We start from the raw sequence: 21,131 nt of genomic DNA, 5'->3' as shown, positions 1-21,131 counted from the left end.
GAGATCAGTGCTGCGCGGCGCTGCGGCGACGAACGCCCGGTTCGGGAAGCTCGGGTTTCTCCATACTCGGCTGGTCCTGGCCGTAGCGCTCGTATGCGCCGTAGTATTCGCGGCCGTAGTACGCGGATTCCGCACCCTTGCGGGGCACCTTGTTGAGCACGACACCGAGAACTCGACCGGTCGTTCGGGTGATGCTGCTGATCGCACGCTGGAGCATGTCGAACGTCGTCTTGCCGGATGAAACGACGATGATTACACCATCCGCGCTCGCCGCGAGCACTGCAGCATCCGTCACGGGGAGCACGGGCGGTGAGTCGAGGATGACGACGGCCGTCTTGCTGAGCTCGGTGACGAATTCGCGCATGCGGGCCGACCCCAATAGTTCGCTGGGGTTCGGCGGGATGCGCCCAGCACCGATCACCACGAAGGGCACATTCTTGTCCGGTCGGTGCGCGACGTCGTTGAGCTCTGCTCGTCCGGCAAGGATGTCGGTCAGCCCGACGTCTTTGGAGAACCCGAAGATATCGGCGACGACCGGGCGTCGTAGGTCGCAGTCAATGAGCATCGCCCACTGCCCGGCAGCTGCAAGGCTTGAGGCGAGATTGACGGCGACGGTCGATTTCCCGTCGCCGGGAACTGAGCTCGTCACGACGATGACACGTGGGGGGTTGTCGACGTCGATGAACTGCAGGTTGGTACGCAGCTCGCGCATCGACTCAACCGTGTGATGTGAGACGCCGTGTTGCGCGTCGAGAGAGAAATCGATCACCTGGCGGCCATCCGACATCGTCTTCTCCAAAGGGAGAGTGCCGATTACAGAGACGCCTGTCTCGCGTTCGATGTCGCGCGGATGACGTACGCGACGGTCTAGGGTGTGCCGAACCAACGCATACAGGAGGCCTAGCGCTACGCCTGCAAGTGCGCCGATCACGACGTTAAGACGGGTGTTGGGCGACGACGGAGAAATAGGAAGCCGCGCGGAATCTCCAACGATCAGGGTGACGGCTGCGGGTGCGGTCTCGGTGCCTCCCTCAAGCTTCTCGATCTCGATCGCCATGCCGCGCATCCACGCTTCAGCGAGCTGTTGAGCAGACTCCGGTGTCGAGCCCGTGGCCGCGACCTTCAAGGCGGTGGTGTCTGCTGGGTTACTGACCGTGATGCGGGAGACGAGCGCCTCCGGCGAGGCATCAAGACCCAAATCGTCTATGGCATGCTCAGCGACCGCGCGCCAAGAGCCGAGGTTAAGGTAGGACTGCACTCGGCTCTGAGCAAGCTGGTTACCTACCAGTGCGCTGCCGCTTGAGCCATCACCCGTGGTCGAGGTTACGATTCCGGTTGTATCAGCGGAGTACACGCGTGGTTGCAGCGCGCTCCAACCGAACGCTGCAACGGCGCCGACGATGGTCGCTATGACGATCACGACCCAGTGCGCGCGCAGAATCCGGATGTAGTCGCTTAGTTCCAACAGTCATTCCCCTCACGATTCCCGCGGGATCGCGTGCGGGAGTGCATTGCCAAAGAGCATACGGCGTTGTCGGTGTTGCCGCCGACAAACGCATGTTCAGCCGAGCGCTGCCCGGACGATCCGATCCACCTCGGCGACCGCGGGTGTCATCTCCGCCGCCGACTGCTCGTAGATCTCCTGCGAACGACGGTACGGGTCGATCACGTCGTCCTCGTCGGCGACAGGCTCTGACAGCCCGCGCTGGTCGGCGACCGCGAGCGCCACGGCGCGCAGGCGCTCACGCGGGTCCGATCCCGCAGCATCCGCGGCGGCACGCGCGTCTTCCGTACTGAGCGTCGAGGCCAGCCGCGCGAACTCGCGGATCGTGAACACGCGCCGCAGGCTGCGGGGCATCATCTGCACGGCGCGAGAGCGGTGCTCGCGGCTCATCGTCAGGATCAGATCGGCTTGCAGCAGCATCGGCTCGATCAGGTAGCGCGCACGGTGAGCGTCGACGATGCCGGCATCCGCACCGAGGGCGATCGCCATCGCCTGAGCGGGCTCCGGCATGCCGTAATCCACCAGAGCCTGAGTCCCCGCGCTGTGCACGTGAACGCCGAGCGGCTCAAGGGTGCGACGCAGCAGGATCTCGGCCATGGGCGAGCGGCAGATGTTGCCAGTGCATACGGTCAAGATGGTCGGGCGCGCGTCTTCCGGGCGCGCCGCCGAGCTCTCGGTCGAGGCGAAGAGCCCGGGCAGAGGCCCGGACGATTGCGTGCTCTCGGAGGTTGACGCTCCCGCGACGCGTCGACGCCACTCACGGCGGCTGATGCCGGCCGGCGGCTCATTGGGAGGTAGCGAAATCACACTCACAGCCTAACGTCGCGCGTCGGCGTCATCACGGTCGACCCATCCCGGAGTACTGCCAGCCGGCCGCCCGCCACGCCCCTGCATCGAAACCGTTGCGGGCATCGACCACCACCCGTCCGTCCGTGAGCGTCGATGCGTGCTCGGCTGTCAGCTCGCGGCGGTACTCATCCCATTCCGTCACCATCACCACGGCATCCGCATCGCGGATCGCGTCGTCGCGTCCCTCGACGTACGTCAGCTGCGGGTGAAGACGCCTGGCGTTCTCGATCGCCTGCGGATCGGTGACCACGACATCCGCTCCGAGTCCGTTCAGCCGCACAGCGACATCGAGCGCGGGAGAGTCGCGCACGTCGTCGCTGAAAGGCTTGAACGCGGCGCCCAGCATGGCGACCTTCTTGCCGAACACCCTGCCGCCGAGCCCGTCGACGACGAGCTGCACCGCCCGGTCGCGCCGCCGCAGGTTAATCGCGTCGACCTCGCGAAGGAAGTTCACCGACTCGCCGCGGCCCAACTCCTCGGCACGCGCGGCGAACGCGCGGATGTCCTTCGGCAGGCATCCGCCACCGAACCCGATCCCGGCCCCGAGAAACCGGCGACCGATGCGCGCATCGTGACCGATCGCGTCGGCCAGCTGAGTGACGTCGGCGCCGGTGACCTCCGCGATCTCGGCCATCGCGTTGATGAACGAGATCTTCGTCGCGAGGAACGCATTGGCCGCGACCTTCACCAGCTCGGCTGTCGCGAAGTCGGTGACGATGAAAGGAGTGCCTTTGGCGATGGCGGGGTGATAGACCGCGCGCAGGATCTCCGCTGCGCGCTCGCCGTCCGCCCCGGCGGGAACGCCCGCGACCAGTCGATCGGGATCGATCGTGTCCTGCACCGCCCAGCCCTCGCGAAGGAACTCCGGGTTCCACACCAGCGTCGCACCCGCATCCGTGATCCTCGGCGCAAGTTCGGCAGCCGTTCCGACCGGCACCGTCGACTTGCCGGCGACGATGTCGCCATCGGCGAGGTGGGGGAGCAGCGAGTCGATCGCCGCATTCACATGAGTGAGGTCCGCCGCGTGCCCGCCCGCCTGCTGCGGTGTGCCGACACCGATGAAATGCACCGCGGCGCCTGCCGCGGCGGAGATGTCCGACGTGAACGACAGGCGCCCCGACCTGATCCCGTCGTCGAGGATCTCCTGCAACCCGGGCTCGAAGAACGGCGCCCTGCCCACTGACAGGGCATCGATCTTGCGCGGGTCGACGTCGATGCCCACCACGTCGTGCCCGATCGAGGCCATGGCCGCGGCGTGCACAGCCCCCAGATATCCGCAGCCTATGACCGAAAGTCGCATGACGGCAGTTCCTCTCCCAGGCTGATGTTCCGCCCTATCATCGCGTCCGTACGGGCGGGATGATGGGGCGTTTCGGTAGCCGGGAGATGGCCGTTCAGTTACCTCTGGAAGACTGCGATCATTCAGGCCGCAGGTCTGAAACCTGCTGAAGAAGAGCGTTGTGCTCCTGGTGCGCTCCGTTCAGTGATGGATCAGCCGCAGCCTTCTGCGGTGAGCTGCTCGCTGACGTCTCGCACCATCGGGGTGTGCTGGATGTCGAGCGGGCCGTACTCGCCGGCAGCACCAGTGAAGGCCGCCACGACCGTATGCGTCTGCGCCGGCAGGTTCTCGACGGCGATCTTGACCGCTCCGCGACCAAGGTGCTGCACACCGCTGGCCGTCACCGCCTGCCCGTCGATGGTCGCACCCGTGAACGTCGAGCCCACGGGGCCGTAGAACACGAGATACGTGGCGACCGTGCCCTTGTCGAAGAACCTGCCCGGAGCGACCGACAGCGGTAGATCGGGTGCCTGTTCCGGCGTCACGGTGTTCGTCAGGGTTGCAGTCGTCGTGAATGTTGGACTGTCGGGCGCGGTGCACTGCGTTGACGACGCCGCGACGTCGAGCTGCATGTAGTAGTCCATCTTGCTCGCGGTGAAATCGTTAACATAGACGCCGACAAGCGTGCGGTCCTCATTCGTGCTGGGCAGACGGCCGGACAGCTTCGATTCCCCGACGAGCGCGGCCTCGGTCTCGGTTGCGGGGGAGTACAGCAGTCGGTTCTCGTCGACCGCGCGGGCGAGGCTGTCCAGGAGTGCCTTCGGGTCGGCGTTTCCCGCCGTGATCATGTCGAAGATGGATCGCGCCGTCACAGCGAAGATCGCGTCCTGTTGGACGGGCTCGGTGTAGATCGAGTAGACCTGGTTCAGCAGGAAGGCCACAGCGTTCTCGCTGGTGAGCGTGATCGGTTCGTCGAAGAACTGAATCATTTCGCCGCTGACTTCGAGCGGCTCCGCAGGGATCACTACGGGACCGGTGGCCTGCAGTAGGTAGCTCAGCGCCACCGGGTCGAATGACACGACCGCATCCACCGAAGTACCGAACTCCTCGGCCCAGTACGCGCGGATGATCTCGACCGACTCACTGAAGTCGGGGCTCATCGTGGTGTCGGAGATCCAGCGACCGACCTTGTCGCCGTACAGGGCTTCCAATTCGGGGTTCAACGGGATGACCGGTTCAGGGCGTCCGTTATGGAAGTCCGAACTCGACGCCTGCTGGGTGATGCTGATCCGACCCTGGTCAGCGGTGAGAAGTACGATCGCGGCCGGGTTGCCTCCGGTGCCGCGCGATTCGGCGTTGTTCTGGAACACCATCAGGTAATTGCGAGGGGCCTCGGCGCCGAGCGCGGTCGGGAGGATGCCGATGATGTCCTTGGCCGGACCCAGCAGCGGCTGCATCTCGTCGACGGCTCCGGTCAGCTGACTGAGCGCCCCCTCGACCTGCGGGATGAGGGAGTCCCGGTCGATGCCGTCCAGATCCGCCGCGGCCTTCTCGACGGCATCCGCCGCCTGCGTCACGGCCGCCTGCATGTCGGTGATCGCCGCGAGGTTGATGGCGCCGTCGACCGGGGTGAGCGCCTTGAGGCTCAGGCTCGTCGCGGGGGTCAGCGCGTCGTTGACCAGATCATCGGTGACGACAGCTGCGGTGCGCACGGCGTTGAGGTTGGGCCCCACGAACGGCACCCACTCCAGGCTCTTCCACATCTCGTCGTCGGTCTGCTCACGAGCATCCGCCGTGAGCGCTGACAGGGTCGCCGCGGTCGCCGCGGCACCCTCGGAGTCGCCGGCGAGAATCTGGTCTTTGGCGGTCGTCGCGAGCGGCAGCGCCTGCTCGAGCGAATCCCTGGCGGCCATCGCCCGGTCGTAGAGCCGGGTGCCGACGATGAGACCGACGACGGCGATCACGATGAGCAGCAGCACGATGCCGACAGGAACCCACAGGCGGAAGCTGCGAAGCAGGGGGCGGCGCTGTCGGTCGGCGCGGCGGGCGCGCTCGGCTGCTCGGGTCGTCATGGACTCATCGTACGAGCACGGGGCGGGCCGTACCTGCGGGAGTGCTCAATACGCGCCTACCGTTGCAGCACGACGTGATCGATGCCGTGCCCGCGCTGTAGTACGGTTGGGGCGAGAATCTGGGGGTGGATGCTGTGGTGACGAGTTCTGCGCTCGCCGTGTCCGCGCTGGGCGCCCGGATCGAACTGGCGTTCGGCGAGAACGTGCCGGAAGACGTCATCGCACGCGTTCGACGTGCGTGGTCGGGTGCGGCGATCGAGCCGGGACCCGCGTCCGATGCGGATCAGGTCGCCGATGCGCGCATCGAGATCGACGACGTGCAAGACGTCGAACGTCGTCTGGAGACGCTGTCGACGACGGTGACCCTCGACGCGCTGGTGCACAATCGTGGGCGGCTCATGATGCTGCACGCAGCCGGTGTCGCGCTCGACGACGGCCGGGTGATCGCCTTCGTCGGCCCGTCGGGACGAGGGAAGACGACGCTCAGTCGCACGCTGGCGACGCAGTACGGCTACGTCTCGGATGAGACGATCGCCTTCGACCACGAGCTGCGCGTCCTGCCGTACCGCAAGCCGCTGTCCGTCGTGCGCGCCGACGCGCCGAAGGACCAGGTGTCACCGGCGGATGCGGGACTGCGCGAGCTGCCCGACGCCGATCTGACTCTCGCGGCGATCGTGCTGCTCGAACGCGATCCGGATGCCGCCGAGCCCGAGATCGAGCACTTGCACTTCGCGGATGCCGCACCACTGCTCGCCGCGCAGTCCAGCTACCTGATCGAGTACGAGGGCACCGTGGGCGCTCTCGCCGAGTTGTGCGACCGGGTCGGCGGCGTGCGCCTGCTGCGCTACGCGGAAGCCGCCGATGTGCCCGCCGTGATCGACGCGCTCCTCGAGCGGGATCCCGACCCCGCGCCCTGGGAGCGGATGCGTCTGGGCGGTGAGGATTCTGCGTCGACGGCGGATGCCGTGGACTTCGGCGACACGGTCGTGACGTTCTCCGATGGCACGCTGCGCGTACTCGAGGGGATCGCTCCGACGGTGCTGCGCGCGACGCGCGGATCGACCGACCTCGACCGGGTCGTCGGCGCGGTGATCGAGAGCCACGGGGCACCGCCGAACGGCGAGGCGTCGTCGATGGTGCGTGACGTGATCGACGAGCTCGCCGCCGTCGGACTCGTCGCGGCGCCCGTCATCTGACGGTTGCGCGGCGGGATTCGCCTGCGCCGCTCGTCAGCGCACCGCTGCGCGGCGGGATTCGTCGAACGCCGGTGTCGACGCGAGGCGGGCGATGATGCGCACGAACAGGCAGCCGACGACCGCTCCCGCCGTGTTCGCGATCAGATCCGAGACGGTGGAGAACCGCGACGGCAGGAAGAGCTGCACGAACTCGATCACGCCGCTGGTCACCAGGCCCAGCACTGCCAGATGCCAGGTCTTCAACCACGACCACGCCACGGCCAGCAGGAGCCCGAACGGGATGAAGAGAGCGATGTTCGCGAGGAACTCCAGCACCGTGTACGTGTACACGAACGGCACGTCGAGGCGGTACGCCAACGAGCGCGCGAGACGCACGACGATCCCCGTGACCCGACTCGCCTGGTCGCCCGGAAGCCACACCACCAACGCCAACGCGATCGTGTAGGGGACGAGGAGGATGCGCGCGATCAGCGCGAGCATCGACACTTTGGGCATGGGGAGAGCGTAGCGAGGCGGGCTGTGCGTGGGCTTGGGAACCGGTGAGCTCTGCACAGGAGACGGTTCAGTTCCGATTGTCCACGATTGACGGCATCAGGCCCCCGCGCTCTGATGTGCCGTCCTAGGGTGAATCCACCGCCGCGATGACCGAATCTCCGGCACAATAGGAGGATGTACATGTCCGTCGAGATGATCACGACGCTGGTCGGAGTCGTGTCGATGCTGCTCGCGCTCGCCGGTGGCTTCGGCTGGATGATCCACCGCATGGACTCGCGCATGGATTCTTGCGAGAGCCGGCTCGGCGCTCGCATCGATGACGTGGAAACGAAGCTCGGCGCGCGTATCGACGCTGTCGAGGAGAAGCTCGGCGCGCGCATCGACAAGGTCGCGAGCGAGCAGGTGGAACTGAAGGTCGCAATCGCCCGAATCGAGGGCCCGCCGCGGCATCTCGTCTCCGCGCGCTGACACTGTGTCGGGTCCGTGTCAGATCTCGGCACCACCCCAGCTGAGCGACTCGGTGTAGCGCAGCAGCACGCCCTCGCGCAGCGCCCATGGCGACACCTCGAGCTCGTCGATGTCGAGCATCTTCATCGCGGTGTGCAGCGCGACAGCGGCGGCGACGATCTGGAACGTGCGATCGGGTGTGATCCCCGGCAGCTCCTGACGGGCGACGGCCGGAATGCGGGCGAGGCGCGGGATCCACGACTTCAGCGACGATCGCGAGAGCACAGTGCGGTCGAAGCCGAGCCCTGACACCTCTCGCCCTGCGAGGTTCGCCAGCGAGCGGATCGCCTTCGACGACCCCACCATGTGGTCGGGGTCGGGGAGGGCGTTGAGCTTCGCGGCCACGGGCGCGAGAACTTCGGCGGCGTGCGCACGCAGCTGCTCGACAGCATCCTCACCCGGCGGGTCCTCCGGCAGGAACTGGACGGTCATGCGTCCGGCGCCGAGCGGGACGGATGCCGCGACCTCCGGCACCTCGTCGCCACCGGCCGCGAACTCGAAGGAGCCTCCGCCGATGTCGAGCAGCAGGATGCGCCCGGCATCCCACCCGAACCAGCGCCGCACGGCGAGGAAGGTGAGCTCCGCCTCCTCCACGCCGGTGAGCACCTGCAGTGGCTGACCGAGAGCGGCCTCGATGCGGGAGATGACCTCTTCGCCGTTGAGCGCCTCGCGCACGGCACTGGTCGCGGTCGCCAGCAGCGTCTCGACCCGCTCCGACTCCGCGATCGCGCGCGCTCTGCTGACGGCGGCCTCCAGCGCCTGCACGCCCTCTTCGGTGATCGCACCCTCTGGCGTGAGGTAGCGCATCAGGCGCACCACCGTGCGATCGCTGGTCGTCGCCAGCGGGCGGCCACCGGGCCGGGCGTCCGCAGCGAGCAGGTGGACGGTGTTCGAACCGATGTCGAGGATTCCGAGGCGCACGGGATGAGACTACGCGTGTGGGCGCGGATACGATGTAACGCGTGACCACCGCCGACCCCACGCTGCCCCTGTCGCCGTATCGAGAGATCGGACGCGCGGAATGGGCGCGATTGGCGGCGGGCCTGGATCAGCCGCTGAGCGAGACGGAGGTCGTCGAGATCCGCGGCATCGGAGACCGGCTGAGCCTCGACGAGGTGCGCGAGGTGTACATGCCGCTGAGCAGGCTCCTCAGCCTGTACGCCACCTCGACCAAGCAGCTCGGCGCGGCGACCAGCTCCTTCCTCCAGGAGGACGACACCACCACGCCGTTCGTCGTCGGCGTCGCCGGGTCGGTCGCCGTCGGCAAGTCGACCATCGCCCGTCTGCTGCGCGAGCTCATGAGCCGGTGGCCGGGAACGCCGCGGGTGGAACTGGTCACCACCGACGGTTTCCTCTACCCGAACGCCGAGCTCGAGCGCCGCGGACTCATGGACCGCAAGGGCTTCCCCGAGTCGTACGACCGGCGGGCGCTGCTGTCGTTCCTCACCGAGGTGAAGTCGGGAGCGCCCGAGGTGCGCGCGCCCTTCTACTCGCACATGCGCTACGACATCGTCCCCGATGCGCATGTCGTCGTCCGGCGCCCTGACGTCGTGATCGTCGAGGGGCTGAACGTGTTGCAGCCGCCGCCCGCGCCGAACGACGTCGCAGTGAGCGACCTGTTCGACTTCTCGGTGTTCGTCGACGCCGACAGCGCCCACATCGAGAAGTGGTACGTCGACCGGTTCCTCGCGCTGCGCCAGGGCGCGTTCAGCAACCCGTCGTCGTACTTCAACGTGTTCGCGCACCTGACCGACGAAGAAGCCGTCACCACGGCCCTCGGCTATTGGAACGACATCAACATGCCCAACCTCGTCGAGAACGTGATGCCCACCAGGCACCGGGCGAGCCTCGTGCTGAACAAGGGCGCCGATCACAACGTCGAGAGCGTGCTTCTGCGCAAGCTCTGACTGGGGGCGCAGCATCCGTTCGTAGTTCGTTCGGAACCCTCGCAAAAACCCGCGCTTATCCTTGTGACCATGTGTGGAATCGTCGGATACGTGGGCCCTCGCCCCAGCCAGGACATCCTTCTCGCCGGCCTCGCCCGTCTGGAATACCGTGGCTATGACTCTGCTGGTGTCGCCGTGATCGACGGCAACGGCGACCTCGGGATGCGCAAGAAGGCCGGCAAGCTCAGCATGCTGCGTGACTCGCTCGCCGACGCCCCGCTCGGCGACGGCACGACCGGTATCGGGCACACGCGGTGGGCGACCCACGGCGGCCCGACCGACGTCAACGCGCACCCGCACCTCGCCGACGACGACAAGCTCGCCGTCATCCACAACGGCATCATCGAGAACTTCTCGGTACTCCGCGAAGAGCTGCTCGCCGAGGGCGTCAGCTTCCGCAGCGAGACCGACACCGAGGTCGCCGCGGCTTTCCTCGGACGCGAGTACGCGAAGAGCGGCAACCTGCAGGAGGCGTTCCAGAACGTCGTCAACCGCCTCGAGGGCGCCTTCACGCTGCTCGCGATGCACGAGGACCACCCGGGCCTCGTCGTCGGCGCGCGCCGCAACTCGCCGCTGGTGATCGGCCTCGGTGAGGGCGAGAACTTCCTCGGATCCGACGTCGCCGCCTTCGTCGAGTACACCCGCAAGGCGCTCGCGATCGGCCAGGACCAGATCGTCTCGATCACGCCGTCCGAGGTCTCCGTCACCGACTTCGAGGGCAACGCCGTCGAGGCCGAGCCGTTCGACGTGTCGTGGGACGCCGCCGCCGCCGAGAAGGGCGGATGGTCGTCGTTCATGGCCAAGGAGGTCGCTGAGCAGCCAGAGGCCGTCGCCAACACGATCCTCGGCCGCGTGCACGACGGCGAGGTCGTCATCCCCGAGCTCGACGGGCTCGACGAGCTCTTCATCGGCATCAACCGTGTGATCATCACGGCCTGCGGCACGGCATCCTACGCAGCCCTCGTCGGCAAGTACGCGATCGAGCAGTGGGCCCGCGTCGCGACCGACGTCGAGCTCGCGCACGAGTTCCGCTACCGCGACCCGGTGATCGGCGACGACACGCTCGTCATCTCGATCAGCCAGTCCGGCGAGACCATGGACACGCTCATGGCCGTCAAGTACGCCCGCGAGCGCGGTGCACGCACCCTCTCGATCTGCAACACGCAGGGCGCGACGATCCCGCGCGAATCGGATGCCGTCGTCTACACCCACGCGGGGCCGGAGGTCGCCGTGGCATCGACCAAGGCGTTCTCGGCGCAGATCACCGCGCTGCTGCTGCTCGGCCTGCACATGGGCCGCGTGCGTCAGACGCTGACCGACGACTCGGCGGTTGCGGAGCTCGCAGACCTGCCAGCCAAGATCGCCAGCGTGCTGGAGAAGGAGAACGAGCACGTCTCGCAGCTCGCCGGCTGGATGGCCGACACCCGCTCGGTGCTGTTCCTCGGTCGCCACGTGGGCTACCCGATCGCGCTCGAGGGCGCACTCAAGCTCAAGGAGATCTCGTACATCCACGCCGAGGGCTTCGCCGCCGGTGAGCTCAAGCACGGCCCGATCGCCCTGATCGAGCCCGGCCAGCCGGTGTTCGTCATCGTGCCGTCGCCGCGTCACTCCGCGCTGATCCACTCCAAGGTGGTCTCGAACATCCAGGAGATCCGTGCCCGCGGTGCCCGCGTCATCGTGATCGCCGAAGAGGGCGACGCCGCAGTGCTGCCCTTCGCGGACGAGGTCATCCACATCCCGCTCGCGGGGCCCATGTTCGAGCCGGTGCTCGCGGTCGTGCCGCTGCAGATCTTCGCCATGGCCCTCGCCACGGCCAAGGGCCTCGACGTCGACCAGCCCCGCAACCTCGCGAAGTCCGTCACGGTCGAGTAGGCCCTGGTTCGGCGAGTCACGTCTCGTGCCGAGACCCCGTCGCGCCCGCACTGCCCGCAGCGCCCGCACCGCCCCCACCAGCACCGCCCCCGCACACTTGTCAGTCCACATCACAGATGTCAGTCGAAACCTCGATGTTTCGGCTGACATCTGTATTCGGGACTGACACCTGTGATCGGGATCCGCTGCGGAGCTGCGGTTCGACACGTATTTCAACGCCCGACGAGCGGATGCCGCGGCGTCAGGCCCGCGCGCGAGCGAGCGCGGGCAGGATCGCAGCGACGACCCGGTCCCAGTCGTGCACGATCATCGCGTAGTCGAAGCGCAGAGTCTCAAAGCCTCGGGCGGAGGCCGCGGCATCCCGGATCAGGTCCTTGTGCCGATTGCTCTTCTCGTGATTCTGCTTGCCGTCAGCCTCGAGGATGACCCGTCTGTCGATCACGAAATCCACCCGACCGACGCCGTCGATCCTGACCTGACAGTCGAGCCGTATTCCGAGCAGATGCAGCCGCAATCGAAGCAGCGACTCCAGACCGCTTTCCGCATCACCTCGCGCGAGGTCGAGGAGCCACCCCGCGGTGCGCGGCAGTTCACGTCTGATGCGGTCACGGTCGCTTGCCGAGATCAGTCGCTGGTTCCACGCGGATTCGTAAGCGGCGAAGAACGTCTCCTGATCGCTGCAGCGGTAGAGGTGGACGAGCGCCGCCGCGACCGGAGCCAGGCCGAGTCCAGAGGTTCCGGGCGTGTAGTGGGTCGTGCATCCGCACTTCCCATGATGCTTCCGACCGGCGGCACCCATCCAGACATGGATCACGTCTGTCACATCGGACAGGAGCCAGACCCCGTGGCGTCGCAGAGCAGCCGCGCAGGTGAGCGCGCCTCCGTGCAGAGCGGCAGCAACCACGTACGGATCGGTTCCCGGCAGTGCGTACACGCCAGTGCGGACTCGGACGATGGTGCCGGTCTTCGCAGCGGCGGCGAGCTGAGTACGCGTGCAGCCGAACCGCTGCAGCTGCACACCGCGTGCGATGCCGTCGAAATGGGGAAGGATCTGGTCGGGCGGGAACATCCCACAGAGGATGCCTCAACGGTCGGCGCGAACGGCCGTCGATGACTGAAATGTGGACGATTTCGCCGTAGCTCTGTATGTGCAGAACGAGTCGAGCCAGCGGCATCCGCTCATCGACTCGGCATCCGCTCACTTGTCAGCCCGGATCACAGTCGTCAGCCCGAACCGCTCGTTTTCTCCTGACAGGTGTGATCAGCACCGACAAGTGTCAACAAGGACGAAGGGCGACGGTGACGCGTGGCAGTCCGCTTCGCCGGACTCTCGTCGGACTCTCGCCGGACTCTCGCCGGACTACGAAGCGCGGTTCGGGGCGCTGTGACAGCGGGCCGGTAGGCTGGAGCGGTGATCATCGGGACCGGCATCGACCTCGTCGACATCCCGCGGTTCGAGCGCACCATGTCCCGGACACCGCGGCTCATGGAGCGACTCTTCGCCCCGTCCGAGCGCACTCTCCGGCTGCCGTCGCTCGCCGCGCGCTACGCCGCGAAAGAGGCCCTGATCAAGGCGCTCGGCGGATCGGACGGCGTGCACTGGACCGAGATCGAGATCGCGTCGGAGCCCTCCGGCCGGCCGCACTTCCTGCTCACGGGCACCACGGCCGCGGCCGTGAAGGACAAGGGCATCCTCAACCTCCACCTGACGATGTCGCACGACGCCGGCCTCGCCACCGCGTTCGTCGTCGCCGAGGGAGAGCCGCTGTGAGCGCGCACACCGTCCCGTTCCGTGAGGCCACGATCGAGATGGATGCGATCGCCGACAACACCCGGCACATCCGCCGTCTCACCGGAGTCGACGTCATCGCCGTCGTCAAAGCCAACGCGTACGGACACGGCGCGGCCTCGGCGGCCGTCGCCGCGCTCTCCGGCGGTGCCACCAGGCTCGGCGTCGCCGAGATCGCCGAGGGCATCGACCTGCGCCGGCAGGGCATCAACGCGCCGATCATGGCGTGGCTGCACGAGCCCGGTCAGCGTTTCACCGAGGCGGCCGCGAACCGCATCGAGCTCGGCATCTCATCGTTCGATCAACTGGAGGCGGCCGGCGCAGCCGCCGGCGCCGACGGCCCCGTCGACGTGCACCTGAAGCTCGAGACCGGGCTCTCGCGCAACGGCGTCGCCCCGGGCGACTGGGGTCGGGTCTTCGCCGAAGCCGCGCGGCTCGAGCGAATCGGACGCATCCGCGTCGTCGGCCTCTTCAGCCACGTCTCCAACGCATCGCGCGCCGACGACCTCGAAGCGCTCGCGCGATTCGAGGAGGGGACCACTGCCGCAGCATCCGCGGGCATCCGCCCCGAGATCAGGCACCTCGGCGCCACGGCCGCCGCATTCGACATCCCCGAGACGAGACTGGATGCCGTGCGCATCGGCATCGGCATCTACGGGCTCTCGCCGTTCGATGACCGCTCGTCCGCCGACCTTGGGCTGCGTCCGGCCATGACCTTGCGCGCATCCGTCGCGGCCGTCCGCCGCGTGCCCGCCGGCGCGGGCGTCTCGTACGGCTACGACCACAGGGCGAACCACGACACCACGCTCGCCCTGATCCCGCTCGGCTATGCCGACGGCATCCCGCGCCAGGCGTCCGGACGCGGCCCTGTCCTCATCAACGGTCGCCGGTTCACGGTCGCCGGCCGCATCGCGATGGATCAGTTCGTCGTCGACGTCGGCGACACGCATGTCGCTGTGGGCGACGAGGCCGTCGTGTTCGGGGATCCAACGCTCGGTGCGCCGTCGGCGACGGAGTGGGCGAACGCCGCGAGCACGATCAACTACGAGGTCGTCGCCCGCATCGGAAATCGAGTGCCGCGGCGGAACGCATGATCGACCCCGCCTTCCTCGGACGCCGCGAGATCGCGACGTCGGATGACATGGAGCACCTCGGCCTCGTCATCGGCGAGCAGTTGGAGCCGGGGGACCTGCTCGTGCTCACAGGTCCGCTCGGGGCCGGCAAGACCACGTTCACCCGCGGCCTCGCGGAGGGGCTGGGCGTGCGCGGACCGGTGCAGAGCCCGACGTTCGTGATCGCGCGCACGCATCCGTCGCTCGTCGGCCGCGCGCCGCTCGTGCACGTTGATGCGTACCGGCTGGGGTCGGCCGCAGAGCTCGACGATCTCGACATCGACTTCGTGCGCTCCGTCGTCGTGATCGAGTGGGGGCGCGAGATGGCCCCGTCGATCGCGGATGCCTGGTGGGACATCGAGCTCGAGCGCCCGGTCGGCGCCGCCGGTGACGACGTGGCGGACGAGGATCTGGATGCTGACGCACCTCGCGTCGTGACGATCGAGCGCGTCGCCGGCTAGGAGGTGCGCGCCGCGCTGGACGCCGCAGGCGCTCACGCACGGCGGATGCCGATACATCTGTCAGTCCGGATCACAGTTGTCAGCGGAAACAGGGCGGTTCACGCTGACAGGTGTGCAGATCCACTGACAAGTGTGCGGGCGGTGGCGTCCAATCCCGACAGTGAGCGCCGCGAACCGGACCAGGATGCCCCTCAGCGACCACGGCGCGCGGCCGACTACCCTGGAGAGGTGATTCTCGCAGTCGACACCTCCCTGGGCACGGCCGTCGCGATCGTCGACGCCGATGGTCGTCGCCGCGCCGACGCGTCCAGCCCCGACCCGCTCGGGCACGCCGAAGTCGTCGGCACCCTGCTGCAGCGGGCTCTCGCCGAAGCGGGCGACGAGATCACGCACGTCGTCGCCGGCATGGGCCCCGGCCCGTTCACAGGCCTGCGCATCGGCATCGCCACCGCACGCGCGTTCGCGCTCGGCCGCGGCATCGACGTGATCGCCGTGCCCAGCCACTTCGGCGCCGCCCTCGCCGTTCTCGAGGAGAACCCGCAGATCGGCACGTTCGCGATCGTGACGGATGCTCGCCGCCGCGAGGTCGCGATCAGCCTGTTCCGCGGGCTCGACGACGACGGCATCCCGCACCTCACGTCCGAGACCGTGCTCGTGCCGCGCACCGGCGCCGAGGCCTACCTCGACGGACTCGACGGGCGCGAGGTCACGACGCTGGACGGGGCGGCCCTCGCCCGCGTCGGCATCCGTGCGGCGCGCGCCGGGCGCGAGCTCGTCGGCGCCGAACCCCTCTACCTGCGGCAGCCCGACGTCACGATGCCCGGCGCACCGAAGCGGGTGGGACTGTGACCATCCGCACCGCGACCCCCGCCGACCTCGACGCGATCATGGCGATCGAGAACGCCTCTTTCCCGACCGACGCGTGGAGCGCGGAGTCGATGGCGGCCGAGCTCGTGACCGAGTACAGCCACTACCTCGTCGACGAGGACGGCGGCGAGGTGATCGGCTACGCCGGACTCCGATCGATCCGTGGGAATGCGGATGCCGACATCCAGACGATCGCGCTGATCGAGGCGCGGCGCGGGGAGGGGAGAGGTCGCAGGATGCTGCGGACTCTGCTCGACGAAGCATCCGCCCGTGGTGCCCGTGAGGTGTTCCTCGAGGTTCGCGCCGACAATCCCGGTGCAGAGGGCCTCTACATCTCGGAGGGGTTCGAGGAGATCGCCCGCCGCCCGCGCTACTACCAGCCGGACGGTGTCGATGCGATCGTGATGAAACTCGATCTGCGTGGGTGGGCTGCGGGAGCCGCGACACCACAGTCTCGGGAGGAGAACTCCGCCTCGGGAGGAGAAATCCCGCGCATTCCTCCGCCCGACGGCGTGAACTCCGCCTATGAGGGTGGGGCCGCGACCCCGGATGCCGCAACCCAGGCCGCCGCCTCGAAGGAGACCACGTCATGAGCGAACCCCTGGTCCTCGGCATCGAGACGAGCTGCGACGAGACGGGCATCGGCATCGTCCGCGGCCGCACGCTCCTGTCGAACACGATCGCCTCGAGCATGGACGAGCACGCCCGCTACGGCGGCGTCATCCCCGAGGTCGCCGCCCGCGCGCACCTCGAAGCGCTGCAGCCGTCGATCGAGGCCGCGCTCGCCGAGGCGCAGGTGCGGCTGGAAGACCTCGACGCCGTCGCCGTCACCAGCGGCCCAGGGCTGGCCGGTGCGCTCATGGTCGGTGTCGGCGCGGCCAAGGGCCTCGCAGTGTCGCTCGGCAAGCCGCTGTACGCCGTGAACCACCTCGTCGGACACATCGCCGCCGACATCGTGACGCCGGATTCCGACCCGCTCGAGTATCCGACCATCGCGCTGCTCGTCTCCGGCGGCCACACCTCGCTGCTGCACGTGCGCGATCTCACCACCGACGTCGAACTGCTCGGCGAGACCATGGACGACGCGGCTGGCGAGGCCTTCGACAAGGTCGCCCGGCTGCTCTCGCTGCCGTACCCGGGCGGACCGGAGATCGATCGTGCGGCTGCAGAGGGCGATCCGAAGGCGATCCGCTTCCCGCGGGGCCTGTCGCGTGCCTCCGACATGGAGAAGCACCGCTACGACTTCTCGTTCTCGGGGCTCAAGACCGCCGTCGCCCGGTGGGTGGAGCGGTGCGAGGCCGCGGGCGAGGACGTGCCGGTGGCCGATGTCGCCGCGAGCTTCCGCGAAGCCGTCGTCGATGTGCTCGTCACGAAGGCGCTCGCCGCGTGCGCCGATCTGGGCGTGCCGCGACTGCTGCTCGGCGGCGGCGTGATCGCCAACAAGCGGCTGCGCGACGTCGCGATCGAGCGGGCCGCGGCTGCCGGTGTAACCGTGCGGATCCCGCCGCTTTCGCTGTGCACCGACAACGGCGCGATGATCGCCGCGCTCGCCGCTGATCTCATCAGCTCGGGCCGCCGACCGTCGACGCTCGCGTTCGGGGCCGACTCCACGCTGCCGGTCACCGAGATCCAGATCGCCGAGTCACCGGCGGAGGATGCCGCATGAGTGACCAGCGCGACATGAGCGATCCCGGCCCGCAGGCCGCGGCGTCGGATCAGCCGACGCTCGAGCGGCCGTCCGCGGAGGTCGAGCGCCCCGCCGGCGCGACCCGGATGCCCGGTGCCCCTCGTGACGGCTACACGAAGCTGCCCACCGGACCGGTCGGGGTCGAGCCCGTCGTCGCCAGCGGTCCTGCAGACACGGCGGGGATGCCGGCGGTGCAGTGGGCACCGAATGACGAAGCCGTCGCGGAGGACAACACCCGCCTGGCGCCGTGGGCCCTGCTGGCGGCGATCGTGGCGCTGTGCGCATCGTGGTTCGTCGGCTGGGGCATCCCGCTCGCGATCGTCGCCGTGGTGGCGGCGATCATGTCGCTCAGGCGACCGGTCGAGAGCCGCGCGATCGCGCTCTGGGCACTGATCCTCGGCATCACCGCGACGATCTACAGCCTGGGCTGGCTCATCTGGGCCGGCATGCAGTTCGAGAATCTGGGCTGACGGATGCTGTCCGCCGACGAGACCGCAGAGCTGCGGATGCTGCAGGCCAAGGCCTACGGCCCTGACGGCGGCATCACCGCTGCGGAACTCGATCGACTGCGGGAGTTGAACCCCGTCCGACTGCGCAGCGCCGCGGTGGCGGAGGGGGCTGCGACCTCAGCGGGAGCGCCGGATCGCAGGTCGGACGCCGGGCTCGCAACGGGCGCAGTGCCTGCGGCGAGTGGGCTCGAAACGGGCGCAGGTCCCGAGACGGCTCCGCGAGCGGATCCAGACCCCGAGCCCCTCACGACGACCCCGTCGGACGAGTCGGACGAGTCTGACGAGCCGAACGCTGACCCTCCCGAAGCGTCCGCTTCGACCGAGAGACAGCCGTGGCGCAGGCATCCGCTCGCCTTCGCCGTCGCGGCATCCATCGCGCTCGTCCTCGGAGTCGGGATCGGCTGGCTCGTGTTCGGCCGCGACACAGGGCCGGGCATCCCGATCACGGCCGAGCAGCAGGTGCGCGGCGAGCAGCTCGCCGAGGAGTCGAATCTCGACGCCGGCTCGATCCTCCCGATGGCGGAGGACGACGACGTGCTGGTGTGGGTGGGCACGCGTGACTCGGGCGAGATCACGTGCATGATCATCGAGGACGGCGAACACGATGCGCCGTCGTGCGCGCCGACGGAGTCCATCGCCGAGACCGGCCTGTACGGGATGCTGTCCCGCGACGCACCGGCCGGTTCCCTCGAGGACGCGCCCGAGAACGCCACCGAGATGATCAGTGCGTCGATGGGCTTCGTCCGCGAGGGCGAACCGGTCGTGATGATCCAGCGGGGATGGTCGACCTCCGGCACGGACTACCTCGACCAGTTCACCGACTCCGAGCAGCGCGCGACGGCCGAGAGACTGCTCGACGAAGGCCTCGACGAATGGTCGCCGATGCTCGCGGCGTACGACGGCGACACGCAGATCTGGATCGGCACGCGCGACTCCGGTCAGCAGGCATGCATCTATTACGGGGGTGGTCCGGACGCATCCTCCGTCTGCGGGCCCATCGGAGAGGCGCAGACGGACGGGATGACGATGACGGTGCCGTACCGGGTGGGTGAGACTCCGAGCTCGGTGTCCGTGACGCTGCGCTACACCGACCAGATGATCGCGTCGGTCGTGATCACGCGCGACGCCGATGCCTCCGGTGCTCCGGTCGGACCAGGGTCCGGCGACCCGATCGAGTTCACGTTCGAGGATCCCACGCACGACGACCTCGTGAGCGAGGGCGAGACCGGCGAGACCCCTCGTTGAGCCTCAGACGCGATCCGCCAGGATCGCCATCCGCCTGTCGCCCGCACGAGTGAGGATCAGCGTCGCGCTCTGCGAGCCCTTCAGCGTGAGCTTCTTGCGGAACGCCGCCGGATCGACGTCCATCCCGCGCTTCTTGATCTCGACCGTGCCGATGTCGTTGCTGCGCAGCACCTGGCTGATGGCCTTGGGGTTCGCGGCCATCACCTCGCGCACCCGGAACGACTGCACGAACGGGCTCGTCAGCGCCGCGTCTCCGGTGAGATAGGCGATCTTCTCGTCCAGCATCCCCGCATCGATGCTCCGCGCGACGTCCCCGATCAGGCGTGCACGGATGACGGCGCCGTCTGGCTCATGCACGAAGGCACCGAGCTCGCGGACTCCGGCATCCTCGGCATCCGCCCCCGCCGTGAGCTCGTGGGACTCGTCGCCGCGCATCACGAGCGCCGCACGCCGCACGCCTTCGCGCGCCAGAGCGCCAGACCACAGCACCAGTTCGACCACGCTGCCGTCGGCGCTGACCCACTGCGCCTCGGCGTCGGCGGGAAGGGCGTCGCGATCGTGGCCGGGGCCGAGCTTGATGCCGGTCGGCATCCGTGAGGCGAGGTCGAACGCCCAGTCGAGAGAGGGGGAGTAGTCGGATGCCGTGACCCGACGCGTCTCGCTGTGACCTGTGGTGCGCCGGGCAGGGTCGAGCCACACCGCTGTACGCGTATGTCGGAGAAGTGGGGGGGCTTCGGAGGAATCTGCCGAATTCGTCCGAAGATGCTGCAGTTCTCCGAAGTTGGCGCTCGCGAAGTTCGCGCTCACGAACTCCTCGGCTGTACCGTGCTGCACCGCGGCATCCTCCCCGAACGGGGCCAGGTTGTAGGCGGCGATCGCGGCGGTCACCTCATCGGCGTCCACAGCCACGACGTCGAGCCCGGCTCCCGCGAAGGCGAGGGAGTCGCCGCCGATGCCGCATCCCAGATCGGCCACGCGCGAGATTCCTGCCCGGCGCATGCGGCCGGCGTGCCGTGCGGCGACTCCCAGACGCGTGGCCTGCTCGAGGCCTGCTCTGGTGAACAGCATCCGCTCGGCGAAGCCACCGAACTTCGCCGCGCCCTTGGATCGCAGATGCGCCTGGCCGACCACCGCCGACACGAGATCGGGGGAGTGCCCGGCTCCGCGGAGGCGTGACACGGTCTGCGCGACCTCGGCGGTCGATGAGACCGTGCCCACCTCGTCGAGCAGCCGAAGGCCCTCGGGGGTGAGCAGCGCGGTCAGCTCGGACATCTCCACCGGTTCAGCCTACGCGGCCGAAACTGGCACTCGCATTGCATGAGTGCCAGCCGACGCCCTACACTTGTGATTAGCACTCTCGGGTTGAGAGTGCGAACAAGTCTTTCGTGTCAGCGTCAAGAAAGAAGAGGTAGACCGTGTCGGTTTCCATCAAGCCGCTCGAAGACCGCATCGTCATCCAGCAGGTCGAGGCAGAGCAGACCACCGCTAGTGGACTGGTCATCCCCGACACCGCCAAGGAGAAGCCCCAGGAGGGCGAGGTCGTGGCTGTCGGCCCCGGCCGCATCGACGACAACGGCAACCGCGTCCCGCTCGACGTCTCCGTCGGCGACCGCGTCCTGTACAGCAAGTACGGCGGAACCGAGATCAAGTTCGGCGCCGACGAGTACCTGGTGCTCTCGGCTCGCGACGTTCTCGCCGTCGTCGTTCGCTGAGCGACTCGACGACAGCGTAAAAGGCCCCG

General features: G+C 68.2%; 21 protein-coding genes. 13 read left to right on the top strand and 8 right to left on the bottom strand.

What is annotated here, in order from left to right:
- Positions 1–4: 4 nt before the first annotated feature.
- From ACNPNP_RS00850 to ACNPNP_RS00835, 4 genes are all read right to left on the bottom strand, one after another.
- Entirely contained in the window at positions 5–1,465 is a 1,461-nt protein-coding gene (locus ACNPNP_RS00850) for a tyrosine-protein kinase domain-containing protein (RefSeq protein WP_448964176.1), read from the bottom strand.
- A 96-nt stretch (positions 1,466–1,561) separates the two neighbouring features.
- Positions 1,562–2,137, bottom strand: a complete 576-nt coding sequence (locus tag ACNPNP_RS00845) for an arsenate reductase/protein-tyrosine-phosphatase family protein (RefSeq protein ID WP_448964214.1) — start codon at positions 2,135–2,137, stop codon at positions 1,562–1,564.
- A 205-nt stretch (positions 2,138–2,342) separates the two neighbouring features.
- Positions 2,343–3,653: a UDP-glucose dehydrogenase family protein gene (locus ACNPNP_RS00840; RefSeq protein WP_448964175.1), complete on the bottom strand. Its 1,311-nt coding sequence runs from the start codon at positions 3,651–3,653 to the stop codon at positions 2,343–2,345.
- Between the two features lie 191 nt (positions 3,654–3,844).
- Positions 3,845–5,704 carry a DUF4012 domain-containing protein gene (locus ACNPNP_RS00835; protein WP_448964174.1) on the bottom strand — a complete coding sequence of 620 codons (1,860 nt, stop codon included), beginning with the start codon at positions 5,702–5,704 and terminating at the stop codon, positions 3,845–3,847.
- 137 nt (positions 5,705–5,841) lie between these two features.
- On the opposite strand from ACNPNP_RS00835, the gene ACNPNP_RS00830 reads away from it, so the two are divergent.
- Complete coding sequence (locus ACNPNP_RS00830; RefSeq protein WP_448964173.1) at positions 5,842–6,900, top strand: P-loop NTPase family protein; 1,059 nt, start codon at positions 5,842–5,844, stop codon at positions 6,898–6,900.
- A gap of 33 nt (positions 6,901–6,933) precedes the next feature.
- On the opposite strand, the gene ACNPNP_RS00825 is transcribed toward ACNPNP_RS00830, so the two are convergent.
- Complete coding sequence (locus ACNPNP_RS00825) at positions 6,934–7,395, bottom strand: VanZ family protein (RefSeq protein ID WP_448964172.1); 462 nt, start codon at positions 7,393–7,395, stop codon at positions 6,934–6,936.
- Positions 7,396–7,575: 180 nt separating this feature from the next.
- On the opposite strand from ACNPNP_RS00825, the gene ACNPNP_RS00820 reads away from it, so the two are divergent.
- Entirely contained in the window at positions 7,576–7,863 is a 288-nt protein-coding gene (locus ACNPNP_RS00820; RefSeq protein WP_448964171.1) for a hypothetical protein, read from the top strand.
- Positions 7,864–7,881: 18 nt separating this feature from the next.
- On the opposite strand, the gene ACNPNP_RS00815 is transcribed toward ACNPNP_RS00820, so the two are convergent.
- Positions 7,882–8,823: a Ppx/GppA phosphatase family protein gene (locus ACNPNP_RS00815; RefSeq protein ID WP_448964170.1), complete on the bottom strand. Its 942-nt coding sequence runs from the start codon at positions 8,821–8,823 to the stop codon at positions 7,882–7,884.
- Between the two features lie 41 nt (positions 8,824–8,864).
- Here ACNPNP_RS00815 and coaA point away from each other — a divergent pair, with 41 nt between their 5' ends.
- Together coaA and glmS are read left to right on the top strand one after the other, a co-directional pair.
- Positions 8,865–9,809: a type I pantothenate kinase gene (gene coaA / locus ACNPNP_RS00810; RefSeq protein ID WP_448964169.1), complete on the top strand. Its 945-nt coding sequence runs from the start codon at positions 8,865–8,867 to the stop codon at positions 9,807–9,809.
- A gap of 69 nt (positions 9,810–9,878) precedes the next feature.
- Positions 9,879–11,720: a glutamine--fructose-6-phosphate transaminase (isomerizing) gene (gene glmS, locus ACNPNP_RS00805; RefSeq protein ID WP_448964168.1), complete on the top strand. Its 1,842-nt coding sequence runs from the start codon at positions 9,879–9,881 to the stop codon at positions 11,718–11,720.
- 241 nt (positions 11,721–11,961) lie between these two features.
- On the opposite strand, the gene ACNPNP_RS00800 is transcribed toward glmS, so the two are convergent.
- Complete coding sequence (locus ACNPNP_RS00800; protein WP_448964167.1) at positions 11,962–12,789, bottom strand: DUF559 domain-containing protein; 828 nt, start codon at positions 12,787–12,789, stop codon at positions 11,962–11,964.
- 342 nt (positions 12,790–13,131) lie between these two features.
- Here ACNPNP_RS00800 and ACNPNP_RS00795 point away from each other — a divergent pair, with 342 nt between their 5' ends.
- The 8 genes from ACNPNP_RS00795 to ACNPNP_RS00760 all read left to right on the top strand — a co-directional run bounded on the left by ACNPNP_RS00795 (position 13,132) and on the right by ACNPNP_RS00760 (position 19,390).
- The gene (locus ACNPNP_RS00795) at positions 13,132–13,491 is read left to right on the top strand and encodes a holo-ACP synthase (protein WP_448964166.1); all 360 of its coding nucleotides are present in this window, start codon (positions 13,132–13,134) and stop codon (positions 13,489–13,491) included.
- A 38-nt stretch (positions 13,492–13,529) separates the two neighbouring features.
- Complete coding sequence (gene alr / locus ACNPNP_RS00790) at positions 13,530–14,603, top strand: alanine racemase (protein ID WP_448964213.1); 1,074 nt, start codon at positions 13,530–13,532, stop codon at positions 14,601–14,603.
- Entirely contained in the window at positions 14,600–15,082 is a 483-nt protein-coding gene (gene tsaE / locus ACNPNP_RS00785; protein ID WP_448964165.1) for a tRNA (adenosine(37)-N6)-threonylcarbamoyltransferase complex ATPase subunit type 1 TsaE, read from the top strand. Before alr ends, tsaE begins: the two co-directional genes overlap by 4 nt.
- Before the next feature lie 228 nt (positions 15,083–15,310).
- Complete coding sequence (tsaB, locus tag ACNPNP_RS00780; RefSeq protein WP_448964164.1) at positions 15,311–15,931, top strand: tRNA (adenosine(37)-N6)-threonylcarbamoyltransferase complex dimerization subunit type 1 TsaB; 621 nt, start codon at positions 15,311–15,313, stop codon at positions 15,929–15,931.
- On the top strand, positions 15,928–16,542 hold the full coding sequence (rimI, locus tag ACNPNP_RS00775; RefSeq protein ID WP_448964163.1) for a ribosomal protein S18-alanine N-acetyltransferase: 615 nt from the start codon (positions 15,928–15,930) through the stop codon (positions 16,540–16,542). Before tsaB ends, rimI begins: the two co-directional genes overlap by 4 nt.
- Entirely contained in the window at positions 16,539–17,615 is a 1,077-nt protein-coding gene (gene tsaD / locus ACNPNP_RS00770; RefSeq protein ID WP_448964162.1) for a tRNA (adenosine(37)-N6)-threonylcarbamoyltransferase complex transferase subunit TsaD, read from the top strand. The genes rimI and tsaD overlap by 4 nt, the downstream gene beginning before the upstream one ends.
- On the top strand, positions 17,612–18,106 hold the full coding sequence (locus ACNPNP_RS00765; RefSeq protein ID WP_448964161.1) for a hypothetical protein: 495 nt from the start codon (positions 17,612–17,614) through the stop codon (positions 18,104–18,106). Before tsaD ends, ACNPNP_RS00765 begins: the two co-directional genes overlap by 4 nt.
- Positions 18,107–18,109: 3 nt before the next feature.
- On the top strand, positions 18,110–19,390 hold the full coding sequence (locus ACNPNP_RS00760; RefSeq protein ID WP_448964160.1) for a hypothetical protein: 1,281 nt from the start codon (positions 18,110–18,112) through the stop codon (positions 19,388–19,390).
- Between the two features lie 3 nt (positions 19,391–19,393).
- On the opposite strand, the gene ACNPNP_RS00755 is transcribed toward ACNPNP_RS00760, so the two are convergent.
- Positions 19,394–20,668, bottom strand: coding sequence for a class I SAM-dependent methyltransferase (locus tag ACNPNP_RS00755; protein WP_448964159.1), 1,275 nt, complete (start codon positions 20,666–20,668; stop codon positions 19,394–19,396).
- A 137-nt stretch (positions 20,669–20,805) separates the two neighbouring features.
- Between ACNPNP_RS00755 and groES the strand changes: the two genes are divergently transcribed.
- Entirely contained in the window at positions 20,806–21,102 is a 297-nt protein-coding gene (gene groES, locus ACNPNP_RS00750) for a co-chaperone GroES (RefSeq protein ID WP_033104978.1), read from the top strand.
- The last annotated feature ends 29 nt before the right edge of the window (positions 21,103–21,131 follow it).

Source organism: Microbacterium xerophyticum (genome assembly GCF_053543555.1).
Note: the sequence above shows the minus strand (reverse complement) of the source record. Positions and strands in the feature narration are given on the sequence as shown.

Excerpts from the sequence above, each read along its gene's own strand:
- ACNPNP_RS00800 (WP_448964167.1), bottom strand. The coding sequence starts at position 12,789 with ATGTTCCCGCCCGACCAGATCCTTCCCCATTTCGACGGCATCGCACGC.
- ACNPNP_RS00840 (WP_448964175.1), bottom strand. The coding sequence starts at position 3,653 with ATGCGACTTTCGGTCATAGGCTGCGGATATCTGGGGGCTGTGCACGCC.
- tsaD (WP_448964162.1), top strand. The coding sequence starts at position 16,539 with ATGAGCGAACCCCTGGTCCTCGGCATCGAGACGAGCTGCGACGAGACG.
- glmS (WP_448964168.1), top strand. The coding sequence starts at position 9,879 with ATGTGTGGAATCGTCGGATACGTGGGCCCTCGCCCCAGCCAGGACATC.
- tsaE (WP_448964165.1), top strand. The coding sequence starts at position 14,600 with ATGATCGACCCCGCCTTCCTCGGACGCCGCGAGATCGCGACGTCGGAT.
- ACNPNP_RS00825 (WP_448964172.1), bottom strand. The coding sequence starts at position 7,395 with ATGCCCAAAGTGTCGATGCTCGCGCTGATCGCGCGCATCCTCCTCGTC.
- ACNPNP_RS00765 (WP_448964161.1), top strand. The coding sequence starts at position 17,612 with ATGAGTGACCAGCGCGACATGAGCGATCCCGGCCCGCAGGCCGCGGCG.
- alr (WP_448964213.1), top strand. The coding sequence starts at position 13,530 with ATGGATGCGATCGCCGACAACACCCGGCACATCCGCCGTCTCACCGGA.
- ACNPNP_RS00820 (WP_448964171.1), top strand. The coding sequence starts at position 7,576 with ATGTCCGTCGAGATGATCACGACGCTGGTCGGAGTCGTGTCGATGCTG.
- ACNPNP_RS00835 (WP_448964174.1), bottom strand. The coding sequence starts at position 5,704 with ATGACGACCCGAGCAGCCGAGCGCGCCCGCCGCGCCGACCGACAGCGC.
- ACNPNP_RS00760 (WP_448964160.1), top strand. The coding sequence starts at position 18,110 with ATGCTGTCCGCCGACGAGACCGCAGAGCTGCGGATGCTGCAGGCCAAG.